The sequence below is a fragment of the Tepidimonas fonticaldi genome, from assembly GCF_001675355.1.
In the GTDB taxonomy this organism is placed as follows: Bacteria; Pseudomonadota; Gammaproteobacteria; order Burkholderiales; family Burkholderiaceae_C; genus Tepidimonas; species Tepidimonas fonticaldi.
Map to the genome: position 1 here is coordinate 346598 of NZ_LZDH01000065.1, position 22946 is coordinate 369543.

A 22946-nucleotide genomic window follows, 5' to 3' on the forward strand; every position below is an offset into this window, starting at 1 on the left:
CGATCAGTCGTAGACGACTTCGGCCCGCTGGCCGTGGGCCTGGGCCATCCAGCGCGCCAGCGCCGCATCGGTCGGGTAGAAGCTGGCGCGGTCGTCCAGCTGCAGCTCGCAGCGCGCCGTCTCCCGCCAGACCGCCAGCCGCACGGGCAAGGCACGCAGCAGTTCGCCGTGCTCGGTCAGCTCGCGCTGCGGAGGAAAGTCCCGCACCAGGCCGGCGATGTCCGGCGCGCGGCCGTTGACCTCGACACGCAGGTACTTGCCGAAGCGGCAGCGTGCGGTCGGCAGATCCCAGAGCTGCTGCACCTTCAGCCGCAACCCGCCCGAGAAGCGATCCGGCTGCGCCAGCACCTGGGCGATGACCAGCTCGTCGTCCTTGAGCAGGGTGCGGTGGGCCTGGATCAGCCCCTCGTCGGCGGTGGCCTCCAGCACGGCGGTCTTGTCGTCGAGTTTGAAGATGGCCACCTTGCCGCGCTGGCCGTTGATGATGCGCAGGTCCCCGACGATGGCCGCGACCAGGAAGGGCTCGCGGCTGTCGACGACGTCGGCCAGCCGCACCTTGGCGAAACGGCGCACCTCCGCCTCCACCTCGTCGAACAGGTGGCCCGAGAAGTAAAAGCCCAGGGCGGCTTTCTCGTGCGCCAAGCGCTCCTTGACGGACCAGGGCAGCGCCTCCACCAGCGGCGGTGTCTCGGTCGCGGAGCCGTGCCCGCCGTCACCGAAGACGTCGAACAGCCCGCCCTGCTGGGCGTTGGCCTCCTGCGCCGCGGCCCACTCGAAGGCACGGTCGAGCGACGCCAGCAGCGCGGCGCGATTGAGGTGCAGGCGATCGAAGGCGCCGGCCTTGATCAGGGCCTCGACCGTGCGCTTGTTGACGCGCGAGCGGTCCACGCGCGAACAGAAGTCGAACAGGCTGGTGAAGGGCCCGGCCACGTGCCCGTTGGGCCCGACGCCACGGCCCTCGCGCGCGGCGACGATGGCCTCGATGGCCTGCTGGCCGGTGCCCTTGACGGCGCCCAGCCCGTAGCGGATCTCGCGGTCGCCGACCGGCTCGAAGCGGTAGGTGCCGCGGTTGACGTCCGGCCCCTCGAAACGGATGCCAAAGCTCTGCGCGTCCTCGACGAGCACCTTGAGCTTGTCGGTGTCGTCGAGCTCGATGGTCATGTTGGCGCAGAAGAACTCCGCCGTGTAGTGGACCTTGAGCCACGCCGTGTGGTAGGCCAGCAGCGAGTAGGCGGCCGCGTGCGACTTGTTGAAGCCGTAGCCGGCGAACTTCTCCATCAGGTCGAAGACCTCGTCCGCCTTGGCCTGATCGATGCCCTTGCGGGCCGCGCCCTCGCGGAAGATCTCGCGGTGCTTGGCCATCTCCTCGGGCTTTTTCTTGCCCATCGCACGGCGCAACAGGTCGGCGCCGCCCAGGCTGTAGCCGCCCAGCACCTGGGCGGTCTGCATCACTTGCTCCTGGTAGACCATGATGCCGTAGGTCTCGGCCAGCACCGGCTCGACCAGCGGGTGTGGGTACTCCACCGGCTCGCGGCCGTGCTTGCGCGCCACGAAGCTGGGAATCAGGTCCATGGGCCCGGGGCGGTACAGCGCGTTGAGGGCGATCAGGTCCTCCAGCCGGGTGGGCTTGGCGTCGCGCAGCATACCCTGCATCCCGCGCGATTCAAACTGGAACACGGCCTCGGTGCGCCCCTCCTGGAACAGCTGGTAGGTCGGCGCGTCGTCCAGCGGGATGCGCTCGAACGCGAAGTCCTTCTGGTCCGGATGGCGCGCGACGATGAAGTCCTTGGCCAGCTCCAGGATGGTCAGCGTCGCCAGCCCCAGGAAGTCGAACTTGACCAGGCCCACCGCCTCGACGTCGTCCTTGTCGTACTGGCTGACGGTGGAGGTGCTGCCGGGTTGCTGGTAGAGCGGACAGAAGTCGGTGAGCTTGCCGGGCGCGATCAGCACACCGCCGGCGTGCATGCCGACGTTGCGCGTCATGCCCTCGAGCTTCTGCGCGAGTTCGATGAGCTGGCGCACCTCCTCCTCCTTCTGCACGCGCTCCGCGAGCAGCGGCTCCATCTCGATGGCGTAGTTGTTTTTGTCGCCGTCTTTCTTGGGGTTGGGCGGGTACTGCAGCGTGACGCTCATGCCCGGCTTGTTGGGCACGAGCTTGGAGATGCCGTCGCAAAAACCGTAGGCGAAGTCCAGCACCCGGCCGACGTCGCGGATCGCGGCGCGCGCGGCCATGGTGCCAAAGGTGGCGATCTGGCTGACCGCGTCCTTGCCGTACTTGTCCTTGACGTAGTCGATGACGCGGTCGCGGTTGGTCTGGCAAAAATCGATGTCGAAGTCCGGCATCGACACCCGCTCGGGGTTGAGGAAGCGCTCGAACAGCAGGTTGTAGCGCAGTGGGTCGAGGTCGGTGATCTTCAGCGCGTACGCCACGAGCGAGCCCGCGCCGGACCCACGCCCCGGCCCGACCGGGCAGCCGTGCGTCTTGGCCCACTGGATGAAGTCCGACACGATCAGGAAGTAGCCCGGAAAACCCATCTTGACGATGGTGTCGAGCTCGAAGTCCAGCCGCTGCAGGTAGCGCGGGCGCTCGCGGTCGCGCTCGGCCTCGTCCGGGTAGAGGTGTTGCAGCCGCTCCTCCAGCCCTTGGCGCGAGACGTGGCGGAAGTAGGCCTCGGTGTCGAGCTGGCGGCCGTCGACCGGCGGAATCGGAAAGTCCGGCAGGCGCGGCTTGCCCAGCGTCAGCGTCAGGTTGCAGCGGCGCGCGATTTCCACCGTGTTGGCCAGCGCCGACGGCAGATCGGCAAACAACGCCGCCATCTCGGCCGCGGACTTGAAGTACTGCTCGCGCGTGAAGCGCCGCACGCGCTTGGGGTTGGCCAGGATTTCGCCTTCGGCGATGCACACGCGGGCCTCGTGCGCCTCGTAGTCCTCCGGGGCCAGAAACTGGACCGGGTGCGTGGCCACCACCGGCAGGCCCAGCCGCGCGGCCAGCGGTACCACCGCCTGCACATGGCGCTCGTCGTCCGGACGGCCGGCGCGGTGCACCTCCAGGTAAAACCGGTGCGGAAAGGCCTGCGCCAGGCGCAGGGCGCATTCGGCGGCGCGGGCCTCGTCACCGGCCAGCAGCGCATGCCCCACCGGGCCCGCGGCGCCGCCGGAGAGCAAGATCAACCCCTCCGAAAGCGACTGCAACCACGACCAGCGCACGAAGGCCTGGTCACGCACCACCCCCTGGGTCCAGGCGCGGGCCAGCAGTTCGCACAGGTTCAGATAGCCCTGGTGGGTTTGCACCAGCAGCAGCACGCGCTGCACGGCGGGCGTGGGCCCGCCAGCCGGCGGGGGGACGCGGGTGTCACCCTCCAGCCCCTCCAGGTTCACCTCGGCGCCCAGCACGGGCTTGACGCCGGCCGCCCGCGCCGCCTTGTAGAACTTGACGCCCCCAAACAGGTTGTTGAGGTCGGTGATGGCCAGCGCGGGCTGGCCATCCTCGGCGGCGCGCTCGATCGCGTCGTCGATGCGCGTCGTGCCATCGACGACGGAAAACTCGGTGTGCAGGCGCAGGTGGACGAACATGCGCCCGATTGTAGGGAGCGGGCCGCCCCCGGGTCTTCAGCCCCGCAGGCGGGCCGTCACCTCGGCCACGCGCTGGCCGAACAGGCGGGCGGTCTCCAGGTCACCCGGCAGCATCTCCTGCGCGCTGGCGTCCGACGGCGTGGTGGCCATGGCACCGGCCGACGAGCCGACATAGTTGACGTCGTTGCGCTGCGCGGCCTTGGCGTTCGACGGCATCAGGCCGGTGCCCACCCAGATGCCGCCGTGCTGCATGGCCAGCGTGAACAGGTAGTGCAGGGTGGAGAGCTTGTCACCGTTCATGGTCGCGCTGTTGGTGAAGCCGGCAAAGACCTTGTCCTTCCACTTCTGCACGAACCAGGCCTTGCTGGAGGCGTCGGCAAACTTCTTGAACTGCCAGCTCACGTTGCCCATGTAGGTCGGGCTGCCCATGACGATGGCGTCGGCCGCGTCGAGCTGCTCCCAGCCGCCTTCGGGCAGGTTGCCGTCGGCATCGATGGCCAGCAGTTGGGCGCCTGCGCCTTCGGCAACGGCCTGTGCCATGCGTTGGGTGTGGCCGTAGCCGGAGTGATAAACGACGACGATGTGAGACATGAGCAAACTCCTTCAGGACGATGAACGCCCCCCGGTGGGGGCGACGAGCGATCACCCGCGGGTGATCGGAAAAATCGGACACCGGCGCGGGGGCATCAGCGCGCCAGATCGAACAGCAACACCTCGGCATCCTCACCGTTGGCGAGGGTGACGGCCGGCTCGTCGGCCACCATGGCGGCATCCCCGCGGCCAAACGGCTGGCCGTTGATGGCGATGCGCCCGCGCACCACGTGCACATAGGCCAGCCGGCCGGGGGCCAGGGCATGCGTCGCCGACTCCGCCCCGTCAAACAGCCCGGCGTACAGCGCCGCGTCCGCGTGGATGCGCACCGGCGGATCGTCGCCGCCGGCCAGGGCTTCGGCCCGTTGGACCGGCACCGCGATCGGCCACAGCCGCCCGCGCTTGCTGGCCGCGGAAAAGGCCTTCTGCTCGTAGCCGGGGTCGATGCCGCGCACATTCGGCTCGATCCAGATCTGCAGCAGATGCGTCGGGCCCTGGTCGTGGTTGAACTCGCTGTGCATCACGCCGCGGCCGGCGCTCATGCGCTGCACCTCGCCGGCGCGGATGGTCTCGACATGGCCCATGCTGTCGCGGTGTGCCAGCTCACCCCCCAGCACGTAGGTCACGATCTCCATGTCCCGGTGCCCGTGCATGCCGAAGCCCGCCCCCGGCGCGATGACGTCTTCGTTGATCACGCGCAGATTGCCCCAGCCCATGTAGCGGGGATCGAAATAACCGGCAAACGAAAACGAATGGTGGGTCTGCAACCAACCGTGGTCTGCGTAGCCCCGCTCCTGACTGGCGCGCTTGGCGATCATGGCATGCTCCCGATGGGGGTGGCGATGGCTGAACTGTAGGGCGCCCGCCATGGGCCTGCGGCGCACGGGGTTTGATGGCATCATTCAAATCGTTTGAATACCGAACGCCAGATGCGCCCCCAGCCCCCGACCCCGACCGCCCACGCGGCGCGGGCCGCCCTCGGCCCGGACCAGCTCGCCCTGCTGGCGACCATCGCCCGCTGCGGCAGCTTTGCCGCGGCCGCGCGCGAACTGGGCCTGGTGCCCAGCGCGCTAACCTACCGCGTGCGGCAGATCGAGGACGCGCTGGATGTGCTGCTGTTCGACCGGCGCGCACGCCGCGCCCAGCCCACCCCCGCCGGCGAAGAGCTGCTGCGCGCCAGCGAACACCTGCTGCGGGAATGGGACGCGGTGGCGCAACGCGTGCGCCGCGTCGCGACCGGGTGGGAGTCGGAACTGACCATCGCCGCCGATGCCGTCATCGACCCGCGCACCCTGCTGGAGCTGTGCGAGGCCTTTTTTGCGCTGGGCGCGCCCACCCGCTTGCGGCTGCGCAGCGAGACGCTGTCGGGCACGCTGGAGGCGCTGCTGACGGGCCAGGCGGACCTGGCGCTGGGCGTGGCGCTGGACCGGCCCCCGGGCGGCGACGTGCGGATGGAGCTGCTGGGCGAGGTGGCCTTCTGGTTCGTGGTGGCACCGTGCCATCCGCTCGCCAACGCGCCCGAGCCGCTGACACCGCACCTGATCCGGGAGCACCGCATCGTCGCGGTGGCCGACTCGGCCCCGCGCGGCGGGCTGACCTTCGGGCTGCTGCCCGGCCAGGACGTGCTGACCGTGCCGACCATGCAGATGAAGCTGGAGGCCCAACTGCGCGCCCTGGGGTGCGGCTGGCTGCCCCAGCCCCTGGTGCAACCGTATCTGGATGCCGGCCACCTGGTCCTGCGCCAGACCACGCTGCCGCCGCGCACCGCGCGCACCGCCTACGCCTGGCGGGCCGGAGCGGCCCGGCGGGGCGCCAGCCGCCCGGTGGGCCCGGCGCTGCAGTGGTGGCTGCAACGACTGGCCGAACCCGTGACCCGCGAGGCCCTGCTGATGCGCCGACCGCGTGGCTGACCGTGGGGTCCCCCGCCACGGCCAGCCCCCCGCCACGGCCAGCCCCCCGCGCCGGCCGCCGTGGCCCCGCGGTCTGGCCCCGCGGTCTGCTAGATTGCGCCCCATCCCCCATCCGAAAGCCCGCCATGCCCCGCCGCCCCGCTCCCCCCGCCCCCCCGTCGCGCGCCCGGCGCCTGCGCCGACCCGCCGCCCCCGCGCCGGCGGCCCCGACCCCCGCTGCGCCGCGGCATGCGGCGGTGGTGGGGGCAGGGATCGCCGGCATCACGGCGGCGCGCACGCTGGCGCAGGCGGGGTGGCGGGTGACGGTGTTCGAAAAGAGCCGCGGCGCCGGCGGGCGCATGGCCACGCGCCGCACCGCCTTCGGCGGCTTCGACCACGGGGCGCAGTTCTTCACGGTGCGCGACGCGCGCTTTCGGCTCGCCCTCGACGCCACCGGCGCGCCGGTGGCCCCGTGGGACGCCAGCCTGGTGCGTGTGCTCGACGATCTGGGCCGCCACGTCGTCGCCGCACCCCTGTCGCGCGAGACGCGCTGGGTCGCCACCCCGGGGATGAGTGCGCTGGTCAAGGCCTGGGCCGAACCGCTGGTGGACGGCCCGGCCGGGCAGTGTCACTGGGAATCCCGCGTCGTGCGGCTGGAACCCGACGCCATCGCCCCGACGCGCTGGCAAATCCGGGTCGAAGGCCCCGACGACACGCCCGCCGTGCACGGCGGCTTCGACGCCGTGCTGCTCGCCATCCCCGCGCCGCAGGCGCTGGAGCTGCTGCGGGCCAGCGATCTGGCCACCGACTGGCAGGCGCGCCTGGCGCACGACGTCGCCATGGCCCCCTGCTGGACGCTGATGGCAGCCTGGCCGCAGGCCATGCAGCCCGGGCTGGACGGGCTGGGGCCGCGCTGGCACGCCGCCCGCAGCGACCACCACCGCATCGCTTGGGTGGCGCGCGAACCCAGCAAACCGGGGCGCGACCCCGTGGAGCGCTGGGTGGTGCAGGCCAGCCCGGCCTGGTCGGCCGAACACCTGGAGGACGACCCCGACCGCATCACTGCCAAGCTGCTCAAGGGCTTTGCGGAGATCACCGGCATCCACGCCACCCCCAACCACGCCGTCGCCCACCGCTGGCGGTATGCGCAAACCCAGCGGCCCCTGGGCGAGCCCTGCCTGTGGGACGCCCGGCGCGGGCTGGGTCTGTGCGGCGACTGGTGCCTGGGGCACCGGGTGGAGAGCGCATTCCTGTCCGGGCTGGAACTGGCGCTCACCGTGTTGGAGGGCTGAGGGTGCGGCCCGGCACGGCCTATCGCGGACGCTTCGCCCCCTCGCCCACGGGCCTGCTGCACGCCGGCTCGCTGGTCGCGGCCCTGGCCAGTTGGCTGGATGCACGCGCCCACGGTGGTGCTTGGCTGGTGCGCATCGAAGACGTGGACCGGCCGCGTTGCGTGGCGGGGGCCGATGCCGCCATTCTCGAGCAACTGCGCGCCTGCGGCCTGACGCCGGACGAACCGGTGTGGTGGCAGTCTCGGCGAGACGCCGCCTACGCCCACGCGCTGCGGCGCCTGGTCGACGCGGGATGGGCGTACCCGTGCGCCTGCACGCGGCAGGACATCGAGGCCGCCTGGCTCGCCCGCGGCGTGCCGCGCGAGCGCCACAGCGCCCGCCCCTACCCCGGCACCTGCCGGCCGGAGCACGGCGGCCTGCGCGGCCGCGCACCGCGCGCGTGGCGGCTGCACGTCGGGCGGGTGATCGCCGACCGGGGCCTGCCGGTGCCCTTGACCTGGCGCGACCGGCGCCTGGGCCCGCAAGCCCAGGATGTCGAAGCGGCCGTGGGCGACTTCGTGCTCAAACGCGCCGACGGCCTGTGGGCCTATCAGCTCGCCGTGGTGGTGGACGATGCGGCACAGGGCATTACCGACGTGGTGCGTGGCGAGGATCTGGCCGACAACACCCCGCGCCAGATCGTGCTGCAGCAGGCCCTGGGCGTGCCGACGCCACGCTACCTGCACACCCCGCTGGTGCGCGACGCCCGGGGCGAAAAGCTCTCCAAGCAAAACGGCGCGCAGGCGCTGGACCTGCGCGACCCGCTCGCCGCACTCGCGGCCGCTGCCGCCGTGCTCGGGCTGCCGGGTCCGGCGGCCCCCACGGCCCCGCGCAGCCTGCAGGGCTGGATCCATGCCTGGCGGGAGCGCTCTCTACAATTCGGTCCGTGACCGCATCCCCAACCCTCCCGCCCGCGCCCGCCTCTGCGCCCGCAGCCCCGCCCGGTGTGGCCCACCCCAAGACCATCCGCAGCTTCGTGCTGCGGGCCGGCCGCACCACCACCGGCCAGGCCAAGGCGCTGCAGACGCTGGGCCCTCGCTACCTGCTGCCCTATGCCCCGGCACCGCTGGATGCCGACGCGGCCTTCGGCCGCCACGCGCCGCTGGTGCTGGAAATCGGCTTTGGCATGGGCGAGGCCACGGCCCACATCGCGCGTGTGCGGCCCGACGACAACTTTTTGTGCTGCGAGGTGCACGAGCCCGGCGTCGGGGCGCTGCTCAAGCGCATCGGTGAGCAGGGCATCCGCAACATCCGCATCCTGCAACACGACGCGGTGGAAGTCCTCACCCACATGCTGCCCGAGGGGTCGCTGGACGGGGTGCACATCTTCTTTCCCGACCCGTGGCACAAAAAGCGCCACCACAAGCGCCGGCTGATCCAGCCGCCGTTCGTCGCGCTGCTGGCCAGCCGGCTCAAGCCCGGTGGCTATGTACACTGCGCCACCGACTGGCAGCCCTACGCCGAGCAGATGCTGGCCGTGCTGTCGGCCGAGCCGCGGCTGGTCAACACCAGCACCGATCCGGCGCTGGCCGGCTATGCGCCGCGCCCCGACTACCGCCCCTTGACCAAGTTCGAGCAGCGCGGCCTGCGCCTGGGCCATGGCGTGTGGGACCTGGTCTTTGCGCGCCGCCATGGATGAGGCCCGGATCTGGGACGACTTGACCGCGCTGGCCGAGCGCGCCGTGGGCCTGTCGGACCCCAATCCGCGCGTGGCCTGCCGGCTGGTGCTGCCCGATGGCCGCGCCTTCGACGGCCACACCCAGGCGGCTGGCCAAGCCCACGCCGAGGTGATGGCGCTGCGTGCCGCCCAGGCCGCCGGGGCCGACGTGCGCGGTGCGACCGCCTATGTGACGCTGGAGCCCTGCAGCCACCACGGGCGCACGCCACCGTGCTGCGATGCGCTGATCGCCGCCGGCGTGGCGCGGGTGGTCGTGGCCGCCATCGACCCCAACCCCCGCGTGGCGGGCAACGGCCTGCAGCGCTTGCGCGCCGCCGGGGTGGTGGTGGACACACTGCCCGACGACCACCCGGCCGCGCGGGCGACGCGCGAGCTCAACATCGGCTTTTGGCAGCGCATGCGCCACGGCCGCCCCTGGGTGCGCATGAAGGTGGCCGCCTCGCTGGACGGCACCACCGCACTGCCCAACGGCGTCAGCCAGTGGATCACGGGCGAGGCCGCGCGGACCGATGGCCACGCCTGGCGGCGCCGGGCCGGGGCGCTGCTCACCGGCATTGGCACCGTGCGCAGCGACGACCCGCGGCTGGACGTGCGGCACGTGCCCACGGCGCGGCAGCCGCTGCGCGTGGTGCTCGACTCGGCGCTGGAGATCGACCCCGCGGCGCGCATCCTGCAGCCGCCGGGGGCGGTGATCGTCTACACCGCCAGCGACCCGGCCACCGCGGCAGCCCAGGCCGACCAGCGGGCCGCGCTGGCGGCGCTGGGGGTGACGGTGGTCGACCGCCCCGGTCCGCCCAAGACGGCCGGCGGGCCACCCAAGGTCGATCTGGCCGCGGTGCTGGCCGATCTGGCCGCGCGGGAGGTCAACGAGCTGCACATCGAATCCGGGGCCAAACTCAATGCCTCGTGGTGGCGCGCGGGGCTGGTGGACGAGTTGCTGCTGTATCTGGCGCCGCGCCTGCTGGGCACCGGCGTCGGCCTGACCGACCTGGGACCGCTGACGCGGCTGGAGGACGGCTGGCCCCTGACCTTCACCTCGGTCCAGCCGGTGGGGCCAGACCTGCGCGTGCTGGCGCGCGTGCCCGGTCGCACCCCGTTTTGACGTCTGTCCCCCGCGATGGCCCGGCTGCCCAAGAACGCGGACATTCCCATGCGCGACGGAGTTTCGCCCAGTTGCGTCGCGCTACCGCGGCTGCGGCACAGCCCCTGGCCCACGCTGCTGGATTTTCTGGCCGAGCGGCTGCCGCGCATACCACGCGATGAGTGGCGGGCCCGCCTGCGCGCGGGCGAAGTGGTGGACGACGACGGGCGTGCGCTGGACGAGCACACCCCCTACTTGCACGGTCAGCGCGTGTACTACTGGCGCACGCTGGCCGAGGAGCCGCGCATCCCGTTTCGGGAAGCGGTCCTGTTTCGCGACGCGCATCTGCTGGTGGCCGACAAGCCGCACTTCCTGCCCGTCACGCCGGGCGGGCGCTATGTCCGCGAGACGCTGCTGGTACGCCTGAAGCAGGCGCTCGGCTTGCCGGAGCTCAGCCCGCTGCACCGCATCGACCGCGAGACCGCGGGGCTGGTGGTGTTCAGCGTGCGCGCCACCGACCGGGATGCCTACCAGCGGCTGTTTCGCGAGCGCCGGGTGGACAAGACCTACGAGGCCATCGCCCCGTGGCGCGACGATCTGGCCTGGCCGCAGCGCCGCGTGAGCCACCTGCGCGAGGACGAGACGGCCTTCTACCGCATGCGCGAGGCCACCGCCGAAGAAGCCCTGCCGCCCAACAGCGAAACCTGGATCGAGCCGCTGGAACGCCTGGGCCCGGACGGCCGCTACGCCCGCTACCGGCTGCGCCCGGTCACGGGCAAGCGCCACCAGCTCCGGGTGCATCTGCATGCGCTGGGGCTGCCCATCGTCGGCGACCAGTTCTACCCCGTGGCCCGGCGCGGCCCCGACGACCCCGAGGACTACGCGCAACCGCTGCAACTGCTGGCGCAGTCCCTCGCGTTCGACGATCCGGTCACCGGCGAGCGGCGGCAGTTTCAAAGCCGACTGCGGCTCGACGCGAACGCCCTCCTGACCGTTGGCACCCCGGCATGACCCACGCGCGCCAACCCCTGGTCGATGCGCTGAAGGTGCTGGCCGCGCAGTGCATCGTCTGGCACCACCTGTCGGCCTACGGCCCCCTGTCGGACGCCCTGTGGACCCAGGCGCCAGCCCTGGCCGACGCCCTGTACGACCACGCCCGCAAGGCGGTGCAGGTGTTTTTGGTGGTGGGCGGCTTTTTGGCGGCGGGCACGCTGCTGCGCGCCACCGATGGGCGGCTGCTGCGAACCGCGGTGCTCCAGCGCTACCGGCGTCTGGTGCCGCCATTCCTGGTCGCGATGGCGCTGGCGGCGGGAATGGCCACCCTGCTGCACCCCTGGCTGTCCGACGACCTGCGCTTGCAGTCGGCCACGCCGGGCACCTGGTTGGCCCACGCGCTGCTGCTGCACGACATCGTCGAGGTACCGGCCATTGCCGCCGGGGCGTGGTATGTGGCCATCGATTTTCAGCTCTACGCGCTGGTGGCGGGGCTGGCCTGGATCGCCACCCAACTGGCGCCCGCGCCGCGGCGCAACGCCCTGGCCCTGGCGCTGCTGATCGGCTGCATCGCCGTGTCGCTGCTGCACGTCAACCGCCACCCGGATCTGGATCTGTGGGCGCTCTACTTCATCGGCAGCTACGGGCTGGGGGTGCTGGCGGCCCAGGCGGTGCGCGGGCCGCGTTGGCCATGGTCGATGGCGATCGTCGCCATCGGTGCCGCGGCCTTGGCCGTGGAGTGGCGCGACCGCATCGCCCTCTCGCTGGGGGTGGCCGTGCTGCTGGCGGGGTGGGCGCGCCCGGGGACACCCCGCCCGGCTTCAACCGATCCGGCATCGCTCGCGCCGCGCAGCCAAGCGTCCGGCGTGGCGTCCAAGTGGGCGCGCGGGTGGGCCGCCCGGCTGACCGCCGCGCTGGCCGCTGGGATGGCCACCTGGGCGGACCGCTCGTATGCCCTGTTCCTCACCCACTACTCGATGGTGCTGGTCGGCAATGCGGCACTGGCGCGCTGGCCGATGCTCGCCGCGCACGCCTGGGCGTTGGCCGCAGCGTGCTGGGGCGCCAGCCTGCTGCTGGCCTGGGCGTTCGAGCGCGCGGTGGAGCGTCCGCTCGCTCGGCGGCTGCGCTGACCGCACGCGCAGCGCCACCGCCCGGGCGCGTCACTGCCCCTGGCCCAGCGCGTAGCCGCGCTCGCCGTCGAAGGTGCAGAGGTTTTCGGTCTTGATGACGTCGATGCCGCGCGCCGTCAGCGCCTGCAGCAGGCCGATGATGTCGGCATGGGTCACGGCCTGGCCCTGCGGCGCCACGAAGCGGCAGCGCCAGTGGTCGGTACAGAAGGTCTCCGGAAAACCGCCCGGCCAGACCTTGACACCGCGGTTGGTGATCATCTGCAAGGCAAACGGCGGGGTGAGCAGCGCGCTCAACTGGCCCGCCAGAAAATCCGCGCTGATGCCCGCCCCATGCACGAACACATCCACCCCCACCATCGCCTTGACCGCAGGCGCGCGCCGGGTCACCGCCACAGGGGGGGTGCTCGGCGCCGGCGCGTCGCGGTCCGTGTCGCCGTAATGCACGGCGGCCAGCTTCTCCGGCCGCTGACCCAGGCGGTCGATCACCGCGTCGGCGAAGTCCATGCTGCCGAACGGCCGGCCGATCGACAGCGTGCCGTGCAGCTCGGCGGTGTGCACGCCGTCCTCGATCGTGCGCAGCCAGGCGTTGTGGATCGTCTCGGCCACCGCCGGCTGGCCGATGTGCACCAGCATCAGCACGGCGGCCAGCAGCAGGCCCGACGGATTGGCGATGCCCTTGCCGGCGATGTCCGGCGCGCTGCCGTGGATGGCCTCGAACATCGCCACGTGGTCGCCGATGTTGGCGCTGGGCGCCAGCCCCACCGAGCCGGTCAGCTCCGCGGCGATGTCGGACAGAATGTCGCCGTAGAGGTTGGGCGTGACGATGACGTCGAAGCGCTCCGGCCGCGTGGCCAGCCGCGCCGCGCCGATGTCGATGATCAGATGCTCGGTCTCGATCTCCGGGTACTGCGGCGCGATCTCGTCGAAGACGCGATGGAACAACCCATCGGTCATCTTCATGATGTTGTCTTTGGTCATGCAGGTGACCTTCTTGCGACCGTGGCGGCGCGCATACTCGAAGGCGTAGCGCACGATCTTCTCGCAGCCCGGGCGGGTGATGAGCTTCAGGCACTGGAACACCTCGTCGGTCTGGCGGTGCTCGATGCCGGCGTAGAGGTCTTCCTCGTTCTCGCGCACGATGACCAGGTTCATCTTCGGGTGCAGCGTGCGCACGAACGGCGCGTAGCTCACGCACGGGCGCACGTTGGCGTACAGGCCCAGCGTCTTGCGGATGGTGACGTTGAGGCTCTTGAAGCCGCCGCCCTGCGGCGTGGTGATCGGGCTTTTCAGGAAGACGCGGGTGCGGCGCAGGCTGTCCCAGGCCTCCGGCGCGATGCCGGAGCTGTGGCCGGCCAGGTACTGCTGCTCGCCGATCTCGATGAACTCCGGCGCGATGCGCGCGCCGGCGGCCTGCAGCACGCGCAGCGTGGCGTCCATGATCTCGGGGCCGATGCCGTCGCCGCGCGCGACGGTGATGGGGACCAGTTCGCTCATCTCGATTCCTTGTCGAGGGGGTTGACGATGGGCGCAGTGTGGCCAATCATGTCATCGACTTCAAATCATCATTTTTGATTTTTTACATAGACGTTTTTCGATGAACAAAATCCGCCCCCCGCGCGTCACCTTCCACCAATTGCGCACCCTGGAGGCCGTGGTTCGACTGGGCTCCATCACCCGCGCGGCGGGCGAGCTGCACCTGACGCAGCCCACCGTATCCGCCCAAATCCACGAGCTGCAATCGGCGCTGGACACTGCGCTGGTGGAGCCGGCCGGGCGCGGCATCCGCCCCACCGAGGCCGCGCGCCTGCTGCAGGAGACGGCGCTGGACATGTTTGCGCGCTGGCAGCGCTTCGAGGAGGACCTGCAGGCCCTGCACGGCCTGGAGCGCGGTCTGCTGCGCATCGCCGGCGTGACGACGACGGAGTACTTCATCGCCCGCTGGCTGCGCCGCTACACCGACAGCCACCCGGGCATCGAAATCGAGCTGGCCGTGGACAACCGCGACGCGGTGGTGCGCCGCCTGCGCCAGGACGAGACCGAGCTGGCCGTGATGATGATGCCGCCGGACAACCTGCCCCTGCAGAGGGTGCCCCTGATGCGCAATCCGCTGGTGCTGATCGGGCCGGCCGGGCATCCGTGGGCCGGCGCGCGGCGCGTGCCCCGCAAGTCGCTGGACGGCCAGCCCATGCTGATGCGCGAAGCCGGCTCCGGCACCCGTCTGGCGACCGAGGCCTACCTGCGCACGCACGGCCTGACCCCGGCGCTGCGCGCGACGCTGGGCAGCAACGAGGCCATCAAGCACGCCGTGGCCGCGGGCCTGGGGCTGGCCGTGCTGTCGCGGCATGCCCTGGCCGAAGACCCGGCCCAGGACGGCGTGGCCGTGCTGCCCGTGGCGGGCTTTCCGATCGAGCGGCGCTGGCTGCTGGTCTGGCGCAGCGACCGGCGCCTGTCGCTGGCGGCGCGGCGCTTCGTCGAGCATGTGCAGGACCACCCGCCCGACGCGGACGCTGCCTCAGCAGGCAAAGGCCGAGCAGGCGACGATCGGGCGGGCTAGACCCCGCTGCCGCCGTCAGGCGCGCTCGGCCACCCAGGCCGCGACGCCCGCAAGCGCCTCGCCCAGCCGGCTGGCGTCGGTGCCACCGGCCATGGCCATGTCGGGCTTGCCACCGCCCTTGCCGCCCACCTGCTGCGCCACCGCATTGACCAGCTCGCCCGCCTTCAGCCCCCGGGCCACCGCGTCGGGAGTCACCCCCGCGGCCAGTTGCACCTTGCCGGCCTCCACGCTGGCCAGCACCACCACGGCGTGGCCCAGCTTGTCCTTGAGCTTGTCCACGGTCTCGCGCAGGGTCTTGGCATCGGCGCCTTCCAGGCGCGCGGCCAGCACGCGGATGCCCTTGACCTCCACCGCCTGCGCGGCCAGCTCGTCGCCCTGGGCCGACGCCAGCCGGCCCTTGAGCGCGGCGACTTCCTTCTCCAGCGCGCGGATCTGCTCCAGCGACTGGCCGATGCGGCCGACCAGATCGGGCACCGGCGCCTTGAGCGTGGCGGCGGCCTCGTGCACCTGCGCCTCCAGGCCCTGCAGATAGGCCAGCGCGTTCTCGCCCGTGACGGCCTCCACGCGCCGCACCCCGGCCGCCACCCCGCCTTCGGCGACGATCTTGAACAGACCGATGTCGCCCGTGCGCCGCACATGCGTGCCGCCGCACAGCTCGCGGCTACTGCCGATGTCGAGCACGCGCACGGTCTCGCCGTACTTCTCGCCAAACAGCATCATCGCGCCGGCGGATTTGGCGGACTCCAGGTCCATCACGCGCGCCTGCGTGTCGGTGTTGGCCAGAATCTCGGCGTTGACGCGCGCCTCGATCGCGCGGATCTGCTCGGCGGTGAGGGGCGCGTTGTGCGCAAAATCGAAGCGCGTGCGCTCGGCATTCACCAGCGAGCCCTTTTGCTGCACATGCTCGCCCAGCACCTCGCGCAGCGCCTTGTGCAGCAGGTGGGTGGCCGAGTGGTTGCGCATCGTCGCTGCGCGCCGCGCCAGATCCACCTGCGCCTGCACATGGTCGCCCACCGCCAGCGTGCCCTGCTCCAGCGTGCCGTGGTGGCCGTACACATCGGCCTTGATCTTCTGGGTGTCGGCGACCGCAAAGCGCGCCGAGCCGCTGGTGATGACGCCCGCGTCCCCAACCTGACCGCCGCTTTCGGCGTAGAAGGGCGTGGTGTCCAGCACCACGACGCCGCTTTGGCCGTGCTTGAGCTCCGCCACCGGCGTGCCCTCGACGTACAGCGCCACGACCTTCGCCGGGGCGTGCAGCGACTCGTAGCCGACGAAGGCATTCGACGGCCCCGCGTAATCCAGCACGCGGTCCATCTTGAACTTGCCCGCGGCACGCGCCTGCGCCTTCTGACGCTCCATCGCCGCCTCGAAGCCCGCCACGTCCACGCTCACCCCGCGCTCGCGGCACACATCGTTGGTCAGATCCAGCGGAAAGCCGTAGGTGTCGTGCAGCTTGAACGCTACCTCGCCCGGCAGCGTCCCTTGGCCACCGGCCAGCGCGCCGTCCAAGATCTCCATGCCGTGGGCCAGGGTCTCGAAGAAGCGCTCCTCCTCCGCCTTGAGCACCTCCACCACCCGCTGCGCGTTGGCGGCCAGGTTGGGGTAGGCCTCGCCCATCTGCGCCACCAGGTCCGGCACCAGCTTGTGGAAGAAGGGCGCCGTGCAGCCCAGCTTGTAGCCGTGGCGGATGGCGCGGCGGATGATGCGCCGCTGCACATAGCCGCGCCCCTCGTTGCTGGGGATGACGCCATCGGCCACCAGAAAAGCCGTGGCGCGGATGTGGTCGGCGATCACGCGCAGGCTGGGGCTGTCGAGGTCACGGGTGCCGGTGGCGCGCGCGGCCGCGGCGATCAGCGCACGGAACAGGTCGATCTCGTAATTGCTGTGCACGCCTTGCAGGATGGCGGCCAGCCGCTCCAGCCCCATGCCCGTGTCCACGCAGGGCGCCGGCAGCGGCCGCACCGAGCCGTCCGGCTGCATGTCGAACTGCATGAACACGTTGTTCCAAATCTCGATGTAGCGGTCGCCGTCGGCGTCGGGGCTGCCGGGCGGGCCGCCGGGCACCTCGGGGCCATGGTCGTAGAAGATCTCCGAGCACGGGCCGCACGGGCCGGTGTCGGCCATCATCCAGAAGTTGTCGCTCTGGTACTTGCCGCCCTTGTTGTCGCCGATGCGCACGACGCGCTCGGGCGGCAGGCCGATCTCCTGGGTCCAGATGTCGTAGGACTCGTCGTCCTCGTGGTAGACCGTCGCCCACAGACGATCGGGCGGCAGACGGAACACGCCGGTCAGCAGCTCCCACGACCACTTGAGGCTCTCGCGCTTGAAGTAGTCGCCAAACGACCAGTTGCCCAGCATCTCGAAGAAGGTGTGGTGGCGCGCGGTGTAGCCGACGTTTTCCAGGTCGTTGTGCTTGCCGCCGGCGCGCAGACACGCCTGCACCGAGGCCGCGCGCACATACGGGCGCTTGTCGGTGCCCAGGAACACGTCCTTGAACTGCACCATGCCCGAGTTGGTGAACATCAACGTCGGGTCGTTGCCCGGGACCAGCGGGCTGGAGGGCACCACCGTGTGCCCGCGCTGGGCAAAGAAGTCCAGAAACGTGCGCCGGATGTCGGCGACGGAAAAGAACGGTCGGTCGGCGGCTTGGCTCATGTCGGTCGGGAAGCGTTGGGGTAACCCTTCATTTTACGGGGCCCAGCCCGCCGCGAGGGCCCGGGTCAGATCCGCCGCAGGCTGCGGGCGGCACAGCGGCGCCGCCTGCCCCGCCCACAGCGGCGTCCAGTCGTCGCGCCCGGCCGCCTCGGCCTGTGCGCGCAGCGGTGCCAGCCCATGGGCGGCGAGCGGAAAGGCCGGCGCATCGGCACACCACCCCACCGCGCCGTCGGCCAGCGCGCGCATCGCGCGGTTGACGATGCCGCGCGCCGGCCGGCCGGTAAAGACATTGGTCAGCGCCGTATGCGCCGCGCCCGGCCCCTGCAGCGCGGCGCGGTGCAGCGGATGGGGCGAGGCCTCCGGGCACAGCAGGTAGGCGGTGCCGACCTGCACCGCGGCTGCGCCCAGCGCCCGCGCCGCCGCCACCCCGGCGGCGTCCGCTATGCCACCCGCGGCGATCACCGGCACCTGCACGGCCCGCACCACCTGCGGCAGCAGCGCCAGGGTCCCCAACTGCGTGGACGGGTCGTCGGTCAGGAACATGCCGCGGTGGCCGCCCGCCTCCAGCCCCTGGGCGATGATGGCGTCGGCACCGTGCGCCTCCAGCCAGCGGGCCTCGTCCACCGTAGTGGCCGACGACAGCACCACCGCGCCCCAGGACTTGACCCGGGCCAACAGATCCGGCGCCGGCAGGCCGAAGTGAAAGCTCACCACCGGCGGCCGGTAAGGCGCCACCAGCTCCGCCACCGCGGCATCGAACGGCGCTCGCGCGGCCACGGCCGGCCCGGCCGGTGGGGCCAGCCCCGCGGCACGGTAGTGCGGTGCCAGCCGCGCCATCCACGCGGCCTCGCGCGCCGCATCGTGCCCCGGCGGCGCGTGGCAAAAGAAGTTCACCGCCCACGGCCCGCGCGCCCCGTCGCGCAGCCGCCGCAGTTCCGCGCGCAGCGCGTCGGGTGACAGCGTCGCCGTCGGCAACGAGCCCAAGCCCCCCGCCGCCGTGACCGCCAGCGCCAGGTCGCTCCCCTGCGAACCCGCCATCGGCGCCTGGATGATGGGCAGGCGCAGGCCCAGCCGGTCGAGCAAATCGTCCATGGCCCGATTGTGGGGCACACGCTGGGGCACACCGAGGTCACCGAGGGCACACGGCCACCCACCGCCGGCCCGCCCTGGCTGCGGTATGCTGCCCGGATGCACACACCGCGCAACGCCTTCAAGCAGGCCCTGGCCGCCGGACAGCCGCAGATCGGGCTGTGGCTGGGTCTGGCCGACCCCTACAGCGCCGAACTGCTGGCGAGCGTCGGGTACGACTGGCTGCTGATCGACGGCGAACATGCCCCCAACGATGTGCGCCGCACGCTGGCGCAGCTTCAGGCCATCGCCAGCGGCAGCGCGGCCCTGCCCCCGGGACGTGCCGTGCCCCACCCCGTGGTGCGCGTACCGATCGGCACGGGGGACGTCGGCACCACGCTGATCAAACAGTATTTGGACATCGGCGTGCAGACACTGCTGGTGCCCATGGTGGACACCCCGGAGCAAGCCGCCCAGGTCGTGCGGGCGGCCCTCTACCCGCCGCAGGGCGTGCGCGGCATGGGCAGCGCGCTGGCGCGGGCTTCGCGCTGGCAGGACTACCCCGCCTATGTGCACGAGGCCAACGAGCAGATTTGCGTGCTGGTGCAGGCCGAGACGGTGCAGGCCCTGCACCACTTGGACGCGATCGCCGCCACCCCCGGCGTGGATGGCGTGTTCATCGGCCCGGCGGATCTGAGTGCGAGCATGGGCCACCCCGGCCACCCGGACCATCCCGAGGTGCAGGCGGCCATCGCCCAGGGCATCGCCCGCATCCGTGCCGCGGGCAAGGCCGCTGGCATCATCGCCCCGCCGCCCGAGGCGGCACGGCGCTGGCTGCAAGCCGGCGCCTGCTTCGTTGCCGTGGGCGTGGACGCCCTGCTGCTCAAGGCGGCCGCCGCCGCGGCGCTGGCGCCATTTCGAACCTGAACGCGCCCCTGAACGCGCGCGCCGCCATGCGACTGAACCTGATCCTCGCCCGGGCCGCCAACGGTGTCATCGGCTGCACCCGCGACGGCCACCCCGCAATGCCCTGGCACCTGCCGGAGGATCTGGCGCACTTCCGCCGGCTGACGCAGGGCTGCCCGGTCATCATGGGGCGCACGACGTGGGCATCGCTGCCGCCGCGCTTTCGCCCGCTGCCGGGGCGCGTCAACCTGGTGCTGACGCGCGACGCGGCGCGCGCGGCGGAACTGGCCGCCGCCGGCGCGGTGCCGGTGGAGAGCCTCGAGGCGGCGCTGGCGCACTGCCGCACGCTGCGCGGGCCGCACGGGCAGCCGCCTGCGGAGGTGTGGGTGATCGGCGGCGCGCAGGTCTATGCGCAGGCCGAGCCGCTGGCGCGCCGCGCCGTCGTCACGGAAATCGAGCGCGCCTTTGACGGTGACGCCTTCGCCCCGACGCTCGGCCCCGGCTGGCGCGAGACGGCGCGAGAGGCGCACGTCAGCGCCGACGGGCTGCCATTTGCTTTCGTGACCTACGAGCGGGATTGAAGCGCATCCGCATCACGCCTTGGGCGGCGGGCGCAGGTAGCGCTCGTCGGACCAGGTGGCCAGCCACTGCGGGGCAAACGCCACGAACACCGCGGCAAACAGCCCGGTCAGGAAGGCATCGCCCCAGGCCATCAGCCAGCGCGCCACCAACGCCTCGTGCACGGTGACGCCTTCCATCAGGTGGTGGATGCCCTCGTACAGCGCGCCGGAGGCAAACAACGCCACCGCGGTGCCCAGAAAGCCGCGCCCCAGCGTATAGAGGAACACATTGGGCGGCAGCCAGCGCCGCAGCGCCCAGCCGATCAGCAGGGCCAGCGTGGCCGGCACCAGCCCGACCCACACCCACTGCGACAGCACCGCCTCCCAGCCGGCGTGGCCCAGCAACCACACGGCGACCGCCACACCGCCCAGCACCGGCACGGCCAGCGGCCAGCCGAGCATCAGCACCAGCAGACTGGCCCCGGAAAACTGTACCGCCATGCCCTGCGGCAAATGCTGCGGCAACAGCCAGCACCACGGCAGCAGCGCCGCCGACGCCAGGGTGGGCGTGAGCAAGGGGCCGCGCAACAGCCGCCAGGGCCGCACGGCCAAGGCGGCCACCAGCGCCACCCCCGTCAGCAGGAGTTCGATCGTGACCACAGCGGTCGCATCCTACGCCGCCGAACGCCGGCGGGGCTTGCGATGGATCAATGGCCCTGCCCGCGCCCGCGAACCCGCCCCGCAGTCACAGGCCTGGCAGTCCGCCGGGCAGGCCCTTCATGCCGCCCAGGCGCTTCATCATCTTCATCAGGCCGCCGCCCTTCATCTTCTTCATCATCGCCTGCATCTGCTCGAACTCCTTCAGCAGGCGATTGACCTCCTGCACCTGCACGCCGGCGCCGGCGGCGATGCGGCGCTTGCGGCTGGCCTTGATGAGCTCGGGGCGGCGCCGCTCCTCGGGCGTCATCGAACAGATGATGCCCTCTTTGCGGCGGATGTCCTTCTCGGCGCGGTCGAGGTCGGCGTCGCCGGCCTTGGCCGCCAGTTGCGCCGGCAGCTTGTCCAACAGGCTGGACAGCCCCCCCATCTTCTTCATCTGCCGAATCTGCTCGAGGAAGTCCTCCAGGTCGAAGCCGCCGCTCTTGACCTTGGCGGCGAGCTTCTGCGCCTGCTGCAGATCGACCCCGGCGGTGACCTGCTCCACCAGCGCGACGATGTCGCCCATGCCGAGGATGCGCCCGGCGTGGCGCTCGGCGTCGAACAGCTCCAGCCCGTCGATCTTTTCGCTGACGCCCGCAAACTTGATCGGCGCGCCGGTGACGGCGCGCACCGACAGCGCCGCCCCGCCACGCGAGTCGCCGTCGAGCTTGGTCAGCACGATGCCGGTCAGCGGCAGCGCCTCCTTGAACGCGCGCGCGGTGTTGACCGCGTCCTGCCCCTGCATCGCGTCGACGACGAACAGCGTCTCGACGGGCTTGAGCTCGGCGTGCAGCGCGCGGATCTCCTGCATCATCGCCTCGTCGATCGCCAGGCGCCCGGCGGTGTCGACGATCAGCACGTCGAAGTAGTGCTTGCGCGCGTGGTCCAGCGCCGCGCGCGCGATGTCCAGCGGCTTCTGGTCCGGCGAGCTGGGGAACCACTCCGCCCCGGCCTGCTTGGTCACCGTGCGCAGCTGCTCGATCGCCGCCGGGCGGTAGACGTCGCCGCTGACGGTGAGCACCTTCTTCTTGCGCCGCTCGATCAGCCACTTGGCCAGCTTGGCGGTGGTGGTGGTCTTGCCGGCGCCCTGCAGGCCGGCCATCAGGATCACCGCCGGCGGCTGCGTGGCCAGGTTGACGTCGGCCACGCCCTCGCCCATCGTGGCGGCCAGTTCCCGGTGGATGATGCCGACCAGCGCCTGCCCGGGCGTCAGCGAGCCGACCACCTCCTGTCCCAGCGCCTTGTCCTTGACGCGGGCGATGAAGTCGCGCACCACCGGCAGGGCGACGTCGGCCTCCAGCAGCGCCATGCGCACCTCGCGCAGCATGTCCTGCACGTTGGCCTCGGTGATGCGGGCCTGCCCGCGGATCTGCTTGACCAGGCGCGACAGTTTTTCGGTAAGGGCGGATGCCATGGCGGGGCTTCGTTACACTAAGCGGATGATTGTACCGGTCAGCCCCTGGTGGACGGTGGCGCCCGCGCTGGGCGCTGCGGCGGGCTACGCCGCGCTGGCCGCCGCAGCGGCCCGGCTGGGCCGCTCCGCCGTCGCGTGGCTGACGCTCGGCACCGTGCTGCTGCACGGGCTGGCGCTGGCGGCGGCGTTCTCAGCCACGCCGGTGCGCTTTGGGTTTGCGCTCACCCTGTCGGTCACGGCGTGGCTGGTGCTGGCGGTCTATGCGGTCGAGACGCGGCTGTATCCCCAACTGGGCACCCGCTGGACGCTAGCGGGGCTGGGGGTGCCCGCGGTGCTGCTGGCGCTGATCTTTCCCGGCACGGCCTACCCGGCGCTGGCGTCGCCCTGGCTGCCGCTGCACTGGGCGCTGGGCTTTGCATCCTACGGGCTGCTGGGCGCGGCCGTGGCCCACGCCTGGATGATGCAGCGCACCGAGCAGGCCATCCGCCGCGGCCGGGGGCAACCCACGGCGCTGCCCCTGCTGGCGCTGGAGCGGCTCACCTTTCGCTTCGTGACCGGCGCCTTCGTGCTGTTGACACTGACGCTGCTGGCGGGGTGGTACTTCACCGAGCTGCTGCAGCCGACCGCCGGCTGGATCACCCACAAAACCGTCTTTACCGCGCTGTCGTGGGCGGTGCTGGCGGTGCTGCTGTGGGGCCGCTGGCGCTGGGGCTGGCGCGGCCGGCTGGCGGTGCGCATGCTGTACGCGGCGGGGGGGCTGCTGCTGCTCGGCTACGTCGGCTCGCACTTCGTGCTCGAGGTCATCCTGCGCCGCGGCGGCTGAC

The 22946-nt window shown here is 71.7% G+C and carries 19 protein-coding genes; 11 read left to right on the forward strand and 8 right to left on the reverse strand.

Annotation, left to right across the window (positions count from 1 at the left end):
• Window positions 1-3: 3 nt before the first annotated feature.
• The 3 genes from dnaE to A9O67_RS11915 all read right to left on the reverse strand — a co-directional run bounded on the left by dnaE (window position 4) and on the right by A9O67_RS11915 (window position 4982).
• Window positions 4-3573 (reverse strand): DNA polymerase III subunit alpha, encoded by a 3570-nt coding sequence (gene dnaE, locus A9O67_RS11905; protein ID WP_068610532.1) that lies wholly within the window; start codon window positions 3571-3573, stop codon window positions 4-6.
• A 36-nt stretch (window positions 3574-3609) separates the two neighbouring features.
• Window positions 3610-4164 (reverse strand): flavodoxin family protein, encoded by a 555-nt coding sequence (locus A9O67_RS11910; RefSeq protein WP_068610534.1) that lies wholly within the window; start codon window positions 4162-4164, stop codon window positions 3610-3612.
• 95 nt (window positions 4165-4259) lie between these two features.
• Complete coding sequence (locus tag A9O67_RS11915) at window positions 4260-4982, reverse strand: pirin family protein (protein ID WP_068610536.1); 723 nt, start codon at window positions 4980-4982, stop codon at window positions 4260-4262.
• Between the two features lie 111 nt (window positions 4983-5093).
• On the opposite strand from A9O67_RS11915, the gene A9O67_RS11920 reads away from it, so the two are divergent.
• The 7 genes from A9O67_RS11920 to A9O67_RS11950 all read left to right on the forward strand — a co-directional run bounded on the left by A9O67_RS11920 (window position 5094) and on the right by A9O67_RS11950 (window position 12266).
• Window positions 5094-6074, forward strand: a complete 981-nt coding sequence (locus tag A9O67_RS11920) for a LysR family transcriptional regulator (RefSeq protein ID WP_068610538.1) — start codon at window positions 5094-5096, stop codon at window positions 6072-6074.
• 125 nt (window positions 6075-6199) lie between these two features.
• Window positions 6200-7345: an NAD(P)/FAD-dependent oxidoreductase gene (locus A9O67_RS11925; RefSeq protein WP_082955560.1), complete on the forward strand. Its 1146-nt coding sequence runs from the start codon at window positions 6200-6202 to the stop codon at window positions 7343-7345.
• 2 nt (window positions 7346-7347) lie between these two features.
• Window positions 7348-8274 carry a tRNA glutamyl-Q(34) synthetase GluQRS gene (gene gluQRS / locus A9O67_RS11930; RefSeq protein ID WP_068610540.1) on the forward strand — a complete coding sequence of 309 codons (927 nt, stop codon included), beginning with the start codon at window positions 7348-7350 and terminating at the stop codon, window positions 8272-8274.
• Entirely contained in the window at window positions 8262-9023 is a 762-nt protein-coding gene (trmB, locus tag A9O67_RS11935) for a tRNA (guanosine(46)-N7)-methyltransferase TrmB (RefSeq protein ID WP_231960343.1), read from the forward strand. Before gluQRS ends, trmB begins: the two co-directional genes overlap by 13 nt.
• Window positions 9016-10164: a bifunctional diaminohydroxyphosphoribosylaminopyrimidine deaminase/5-amino-6-(5-phosphoribosylamino)uracil reductase RibD gene (gene ribD / locus A9O67_RS11940; protein ID WP_068610542.1), complete on the forward strand. Its 1149-nt coding sequence runs from the start codon at window positions 9016-9018 to the stop codon at window positions 10162-10164. Before trmB ends, ribD begins: the two co-directional genes overlap by 8 nt.
• Window positions 10165-10179: 15 nt before the next feature.
• Window positions 10180-11154: a pseudouridine synthase gene (locus A9O67_RS11945; protein ID WP_068610543.1), complete on the forward strand. Its 975-nt coding sequence runs from the start codon at window positions 10180-10182 to the stop codon at window positions 11152-11154.
• On the forward strand, window positions 11151-12266 hold the full coding sequence (locus A9O67_RS11950) for an acyltransferase family protein (protein ID WP_068610546.1): 1116 nt from the start codon (window positions 11151-11153) through the stop codon (window positions 12264-12266). The genes A9O67_RS11945 and A9O67_RS11950 overlap by 4 nt, the downstream gene beginning before the upstream one ends.
• Window positions 12267-12296: 30 nt before the next feature.
• Here the strand turns inward: A9O67_RS11950 and A9O67_RS11955 are convergent, their stop codons facing one another.
• Complete coding sequence (locus A9O67_RS11955) at window positions 12297-13760, reverse strand: NADP-dependent isocitrate dehydrogenase (RefSeq protein WP_068610549.1); 1464 nt, start codon at window positions 13758-13760, stop codon at window positions 12297-12299.
• A 100-nt stretch (window positions 13761-13860) separates the two neighbouring features.
• On the opposite strand from A9O67_RS11955, the gene A9O67_RS11960 reads away from it, so the two are divergent.
• Window positions 13861-14820 carry a LysR family transcriptional regulator gene (locus tag A9O67_RS11960; RefSeq protein ID WP_068610551.1) on the forward strand — a complete coding sequence of 320 codons (960 nt, stop codon included), beginning with the start codon at window positions 13861-13863 and terminating at the stop codon, window positions 14818-14820.
• Between the two features lie 15 nt (window positions 14821-14835).
• Here A9O67_RS11960 and alaS read toward each other — a convergent pair whose 3' ends face one another.
• Both alaS and A9O67_RS11970 read right to left on the reverse strand, forming a co-directional pair.
• Entirely contained in the window at window positions 14836-17475 is a 2640-nt protein-coding gene (gene alaS, locus A9O67_RS11965) for an alanine--tRNA ligase (protein ID WP_068610553.1), read from the reverse strand.
• Window positions 17476-17508: 33 nt separating this feature from the next.
• Entirely contained in the window at window positions 17509-18567 is a 1059-nt protein-coding gene (locus tag A9O67_RS11970) for an NAD(P)H-dependent flavin oxidoreductase (protein ID WP_068610555.1), read from the reverse strand.
• Window positions 18568-18663: 96 nt separating this feature from the next.
• Between A9O67_RS11970 and A9O67_RS11975 the strand changes: the two genes are divergently transcribed.
• A complete protein-coding gene (locus tag A9O67_RS11975) occupies window positions 18664-19470 on the forward strand; it encodes an aldolase/citrate lyase family protein (protein WP_068610715.1) in 807 nt (268 codons plus the stop codon).
• Between the two features lie 26 nt (window positions 19471-19496).
• The gene (locus A9O67_RS11980) at window positions 19497-20030 is read left to right on the forward strand and encodes a dihydrofolate reductase (protein WP_068610557.1); all 534 of its coding nucleotides are present in this window, start codon (window positions 19497-19499) and stop codon (window positions 20028-20030) included.
• A 12-nt stretch (window positions 20031-20042) separates the two neighbouring features.
• Here the strand turns inward: A9O67_RS11980 and A9O67_RS11985 are convergent, their stop codons facing one another.
• Together A9O67_RS11985 and ffh are read right to left on the reverse strand one after the other, a co-directional pair.
• Complete coding sequence (locus A9O67_RS11985) at window positions 20043-20669, reverse strand: hypothetical protein (RefSeq protein WP_068610559.1); 627 nt, start codon at window positions 20667-20669, stop codon at window positions 20043-20045.
• 85 nt (window positions 20670-20754) lie between these two features.
• Window positions 20755-22122 carry a signal recognition particle protein gene (ffh, locus tag A9O67_RS11990; protein WP_068610561.1) on the reverse strand — a complete coding sequence of 456 codons (1368 nt, stop codon included), beginning with the start codon at window positions 22120-22122 and terminating at the stop codon, window positions 20755-20757.
• Window positions 22123-22147: 25 nt separating this feature from the next.
• Between ffh and A9O67_RS11995 the strand changes: the two genes are divergently transcribed.
• Complete coding sequence (locus tag A9O67_RS11995; protein WP_068610563.1) at window positions 22148-22945, forward strand: cytochrome C assembly family protein; 798 nt, start codon at window positions 22148-22150, stop codon at window positions 22943-22945.
• Window position 22946: the final 1 nt, after the last annotated feature.

Coding starts and splice junctions, on each gene's coding strand:
- A9O67_RS11995 (WP_068610563.1), top strand. CDS start 22,148: ATGATTGTACCGGTCAGCCCCTGGTGGACGGTGGCGCCCGCGCTGGGC.
- A9O67_RS11950 (WP_068610546.1), top strand. CDS start 11,151: ATGACCCACGCGCGCCAACCCCTGGTCGATGCGCTGAAGGTGCTGGCC.
- A9O67_RS11980 (WP_068610557.1), top strand. CDS start 19,497: ATGCGACTGAACCTGATCCTCGCCCGGGCCGCCAACGGTGTCATCGGC.
- A9O67_RS11915 (WP_068610536.1), bottom strand. CDS start 4,982: ATGATCGCCAAGCGCGCCAGTCAGGAGCGGGGCTACGCAGACCACGGT.
- A9O67_RS11960 (WP_068610551.1), top strand. CDS start 13,861: ATGAACAAAATCCGCCCCCCGCGCGTCACCTTCCACCAATTGCGCACC.
- A9O67_RS11975 (WP_068610715.1), top strand. CDS start 18,664: ATGCACACACCGCGCAACGCCTTCAAGCAGGCCCTGGCCGCCGGACAG.
- A9O67_RS11945 (WP_068610543.1), top strand. CDS start 10,180: ATGGCCCGGCTGCCCAAGAACGCGGACATTCCCATGCGCGACGGAGTT.
- A9O67_RS11910 (WP_068610534.1), bottom strand. CDS start 4,164: ATGTCTCACATCGTCGTCGTTTATCACTCCGGCTACGGCCACACCCAA.
- A9O67_RS11920 (WP_068610538.1), top strand. CDS start 5,094: ATGCGCCCCCAGCCCCCGACCCCGACCGCCCACGCGGCGCGGGCCGCC.
- A9O67_RS11925 (WP_082955560.1), top strand. CDS start 6,200: ATGCCCCGCCGCCCCGCTCCCCCCGCCCCCCCGTCGCGCGCCCGGCGC.
- alaS (WP_068610553.1), bottom strand. CDS start 17,475: ATGAGCCAAGCCGCCGACCGACCGTTCTTTTCCGTCGCCGACATCCGG.
- A9O67_RS11955 (WP_068610549.1), bottom strand. CDS start 13,760: ATGAGCGAACTGGTCCCCATCACCGTCGCGCGCGGCGACGGCATCGGC.
- A9O67_RS11970 (WP_068610555.1), bottom strand. CDS start 18,567: ATGGACGATTTGCTCGACCGGCTGGGCCTGCGCCTGCCCATCATCCAG.
- dnaE (WP_068610532.1), bottom strand. CDS start 3,573: ATGTTCGTCCACCTGCGCCTGCACACCGAGTTTTCCGTCGTCGATGGC.
- ffh (WP_068610561.1), bottom strand. CDS start 22,122: ATGGCATCCGCCCTTACCGAAAAACTGTCGCGCCTGGTCAAGCAGATC.
- ribD (WP_068610542.1), top strand. CDS start 9,016: ATGGATGAGGCCCGGATCTGGGACGACTTGACCGCGCTGGCCGAGCGC.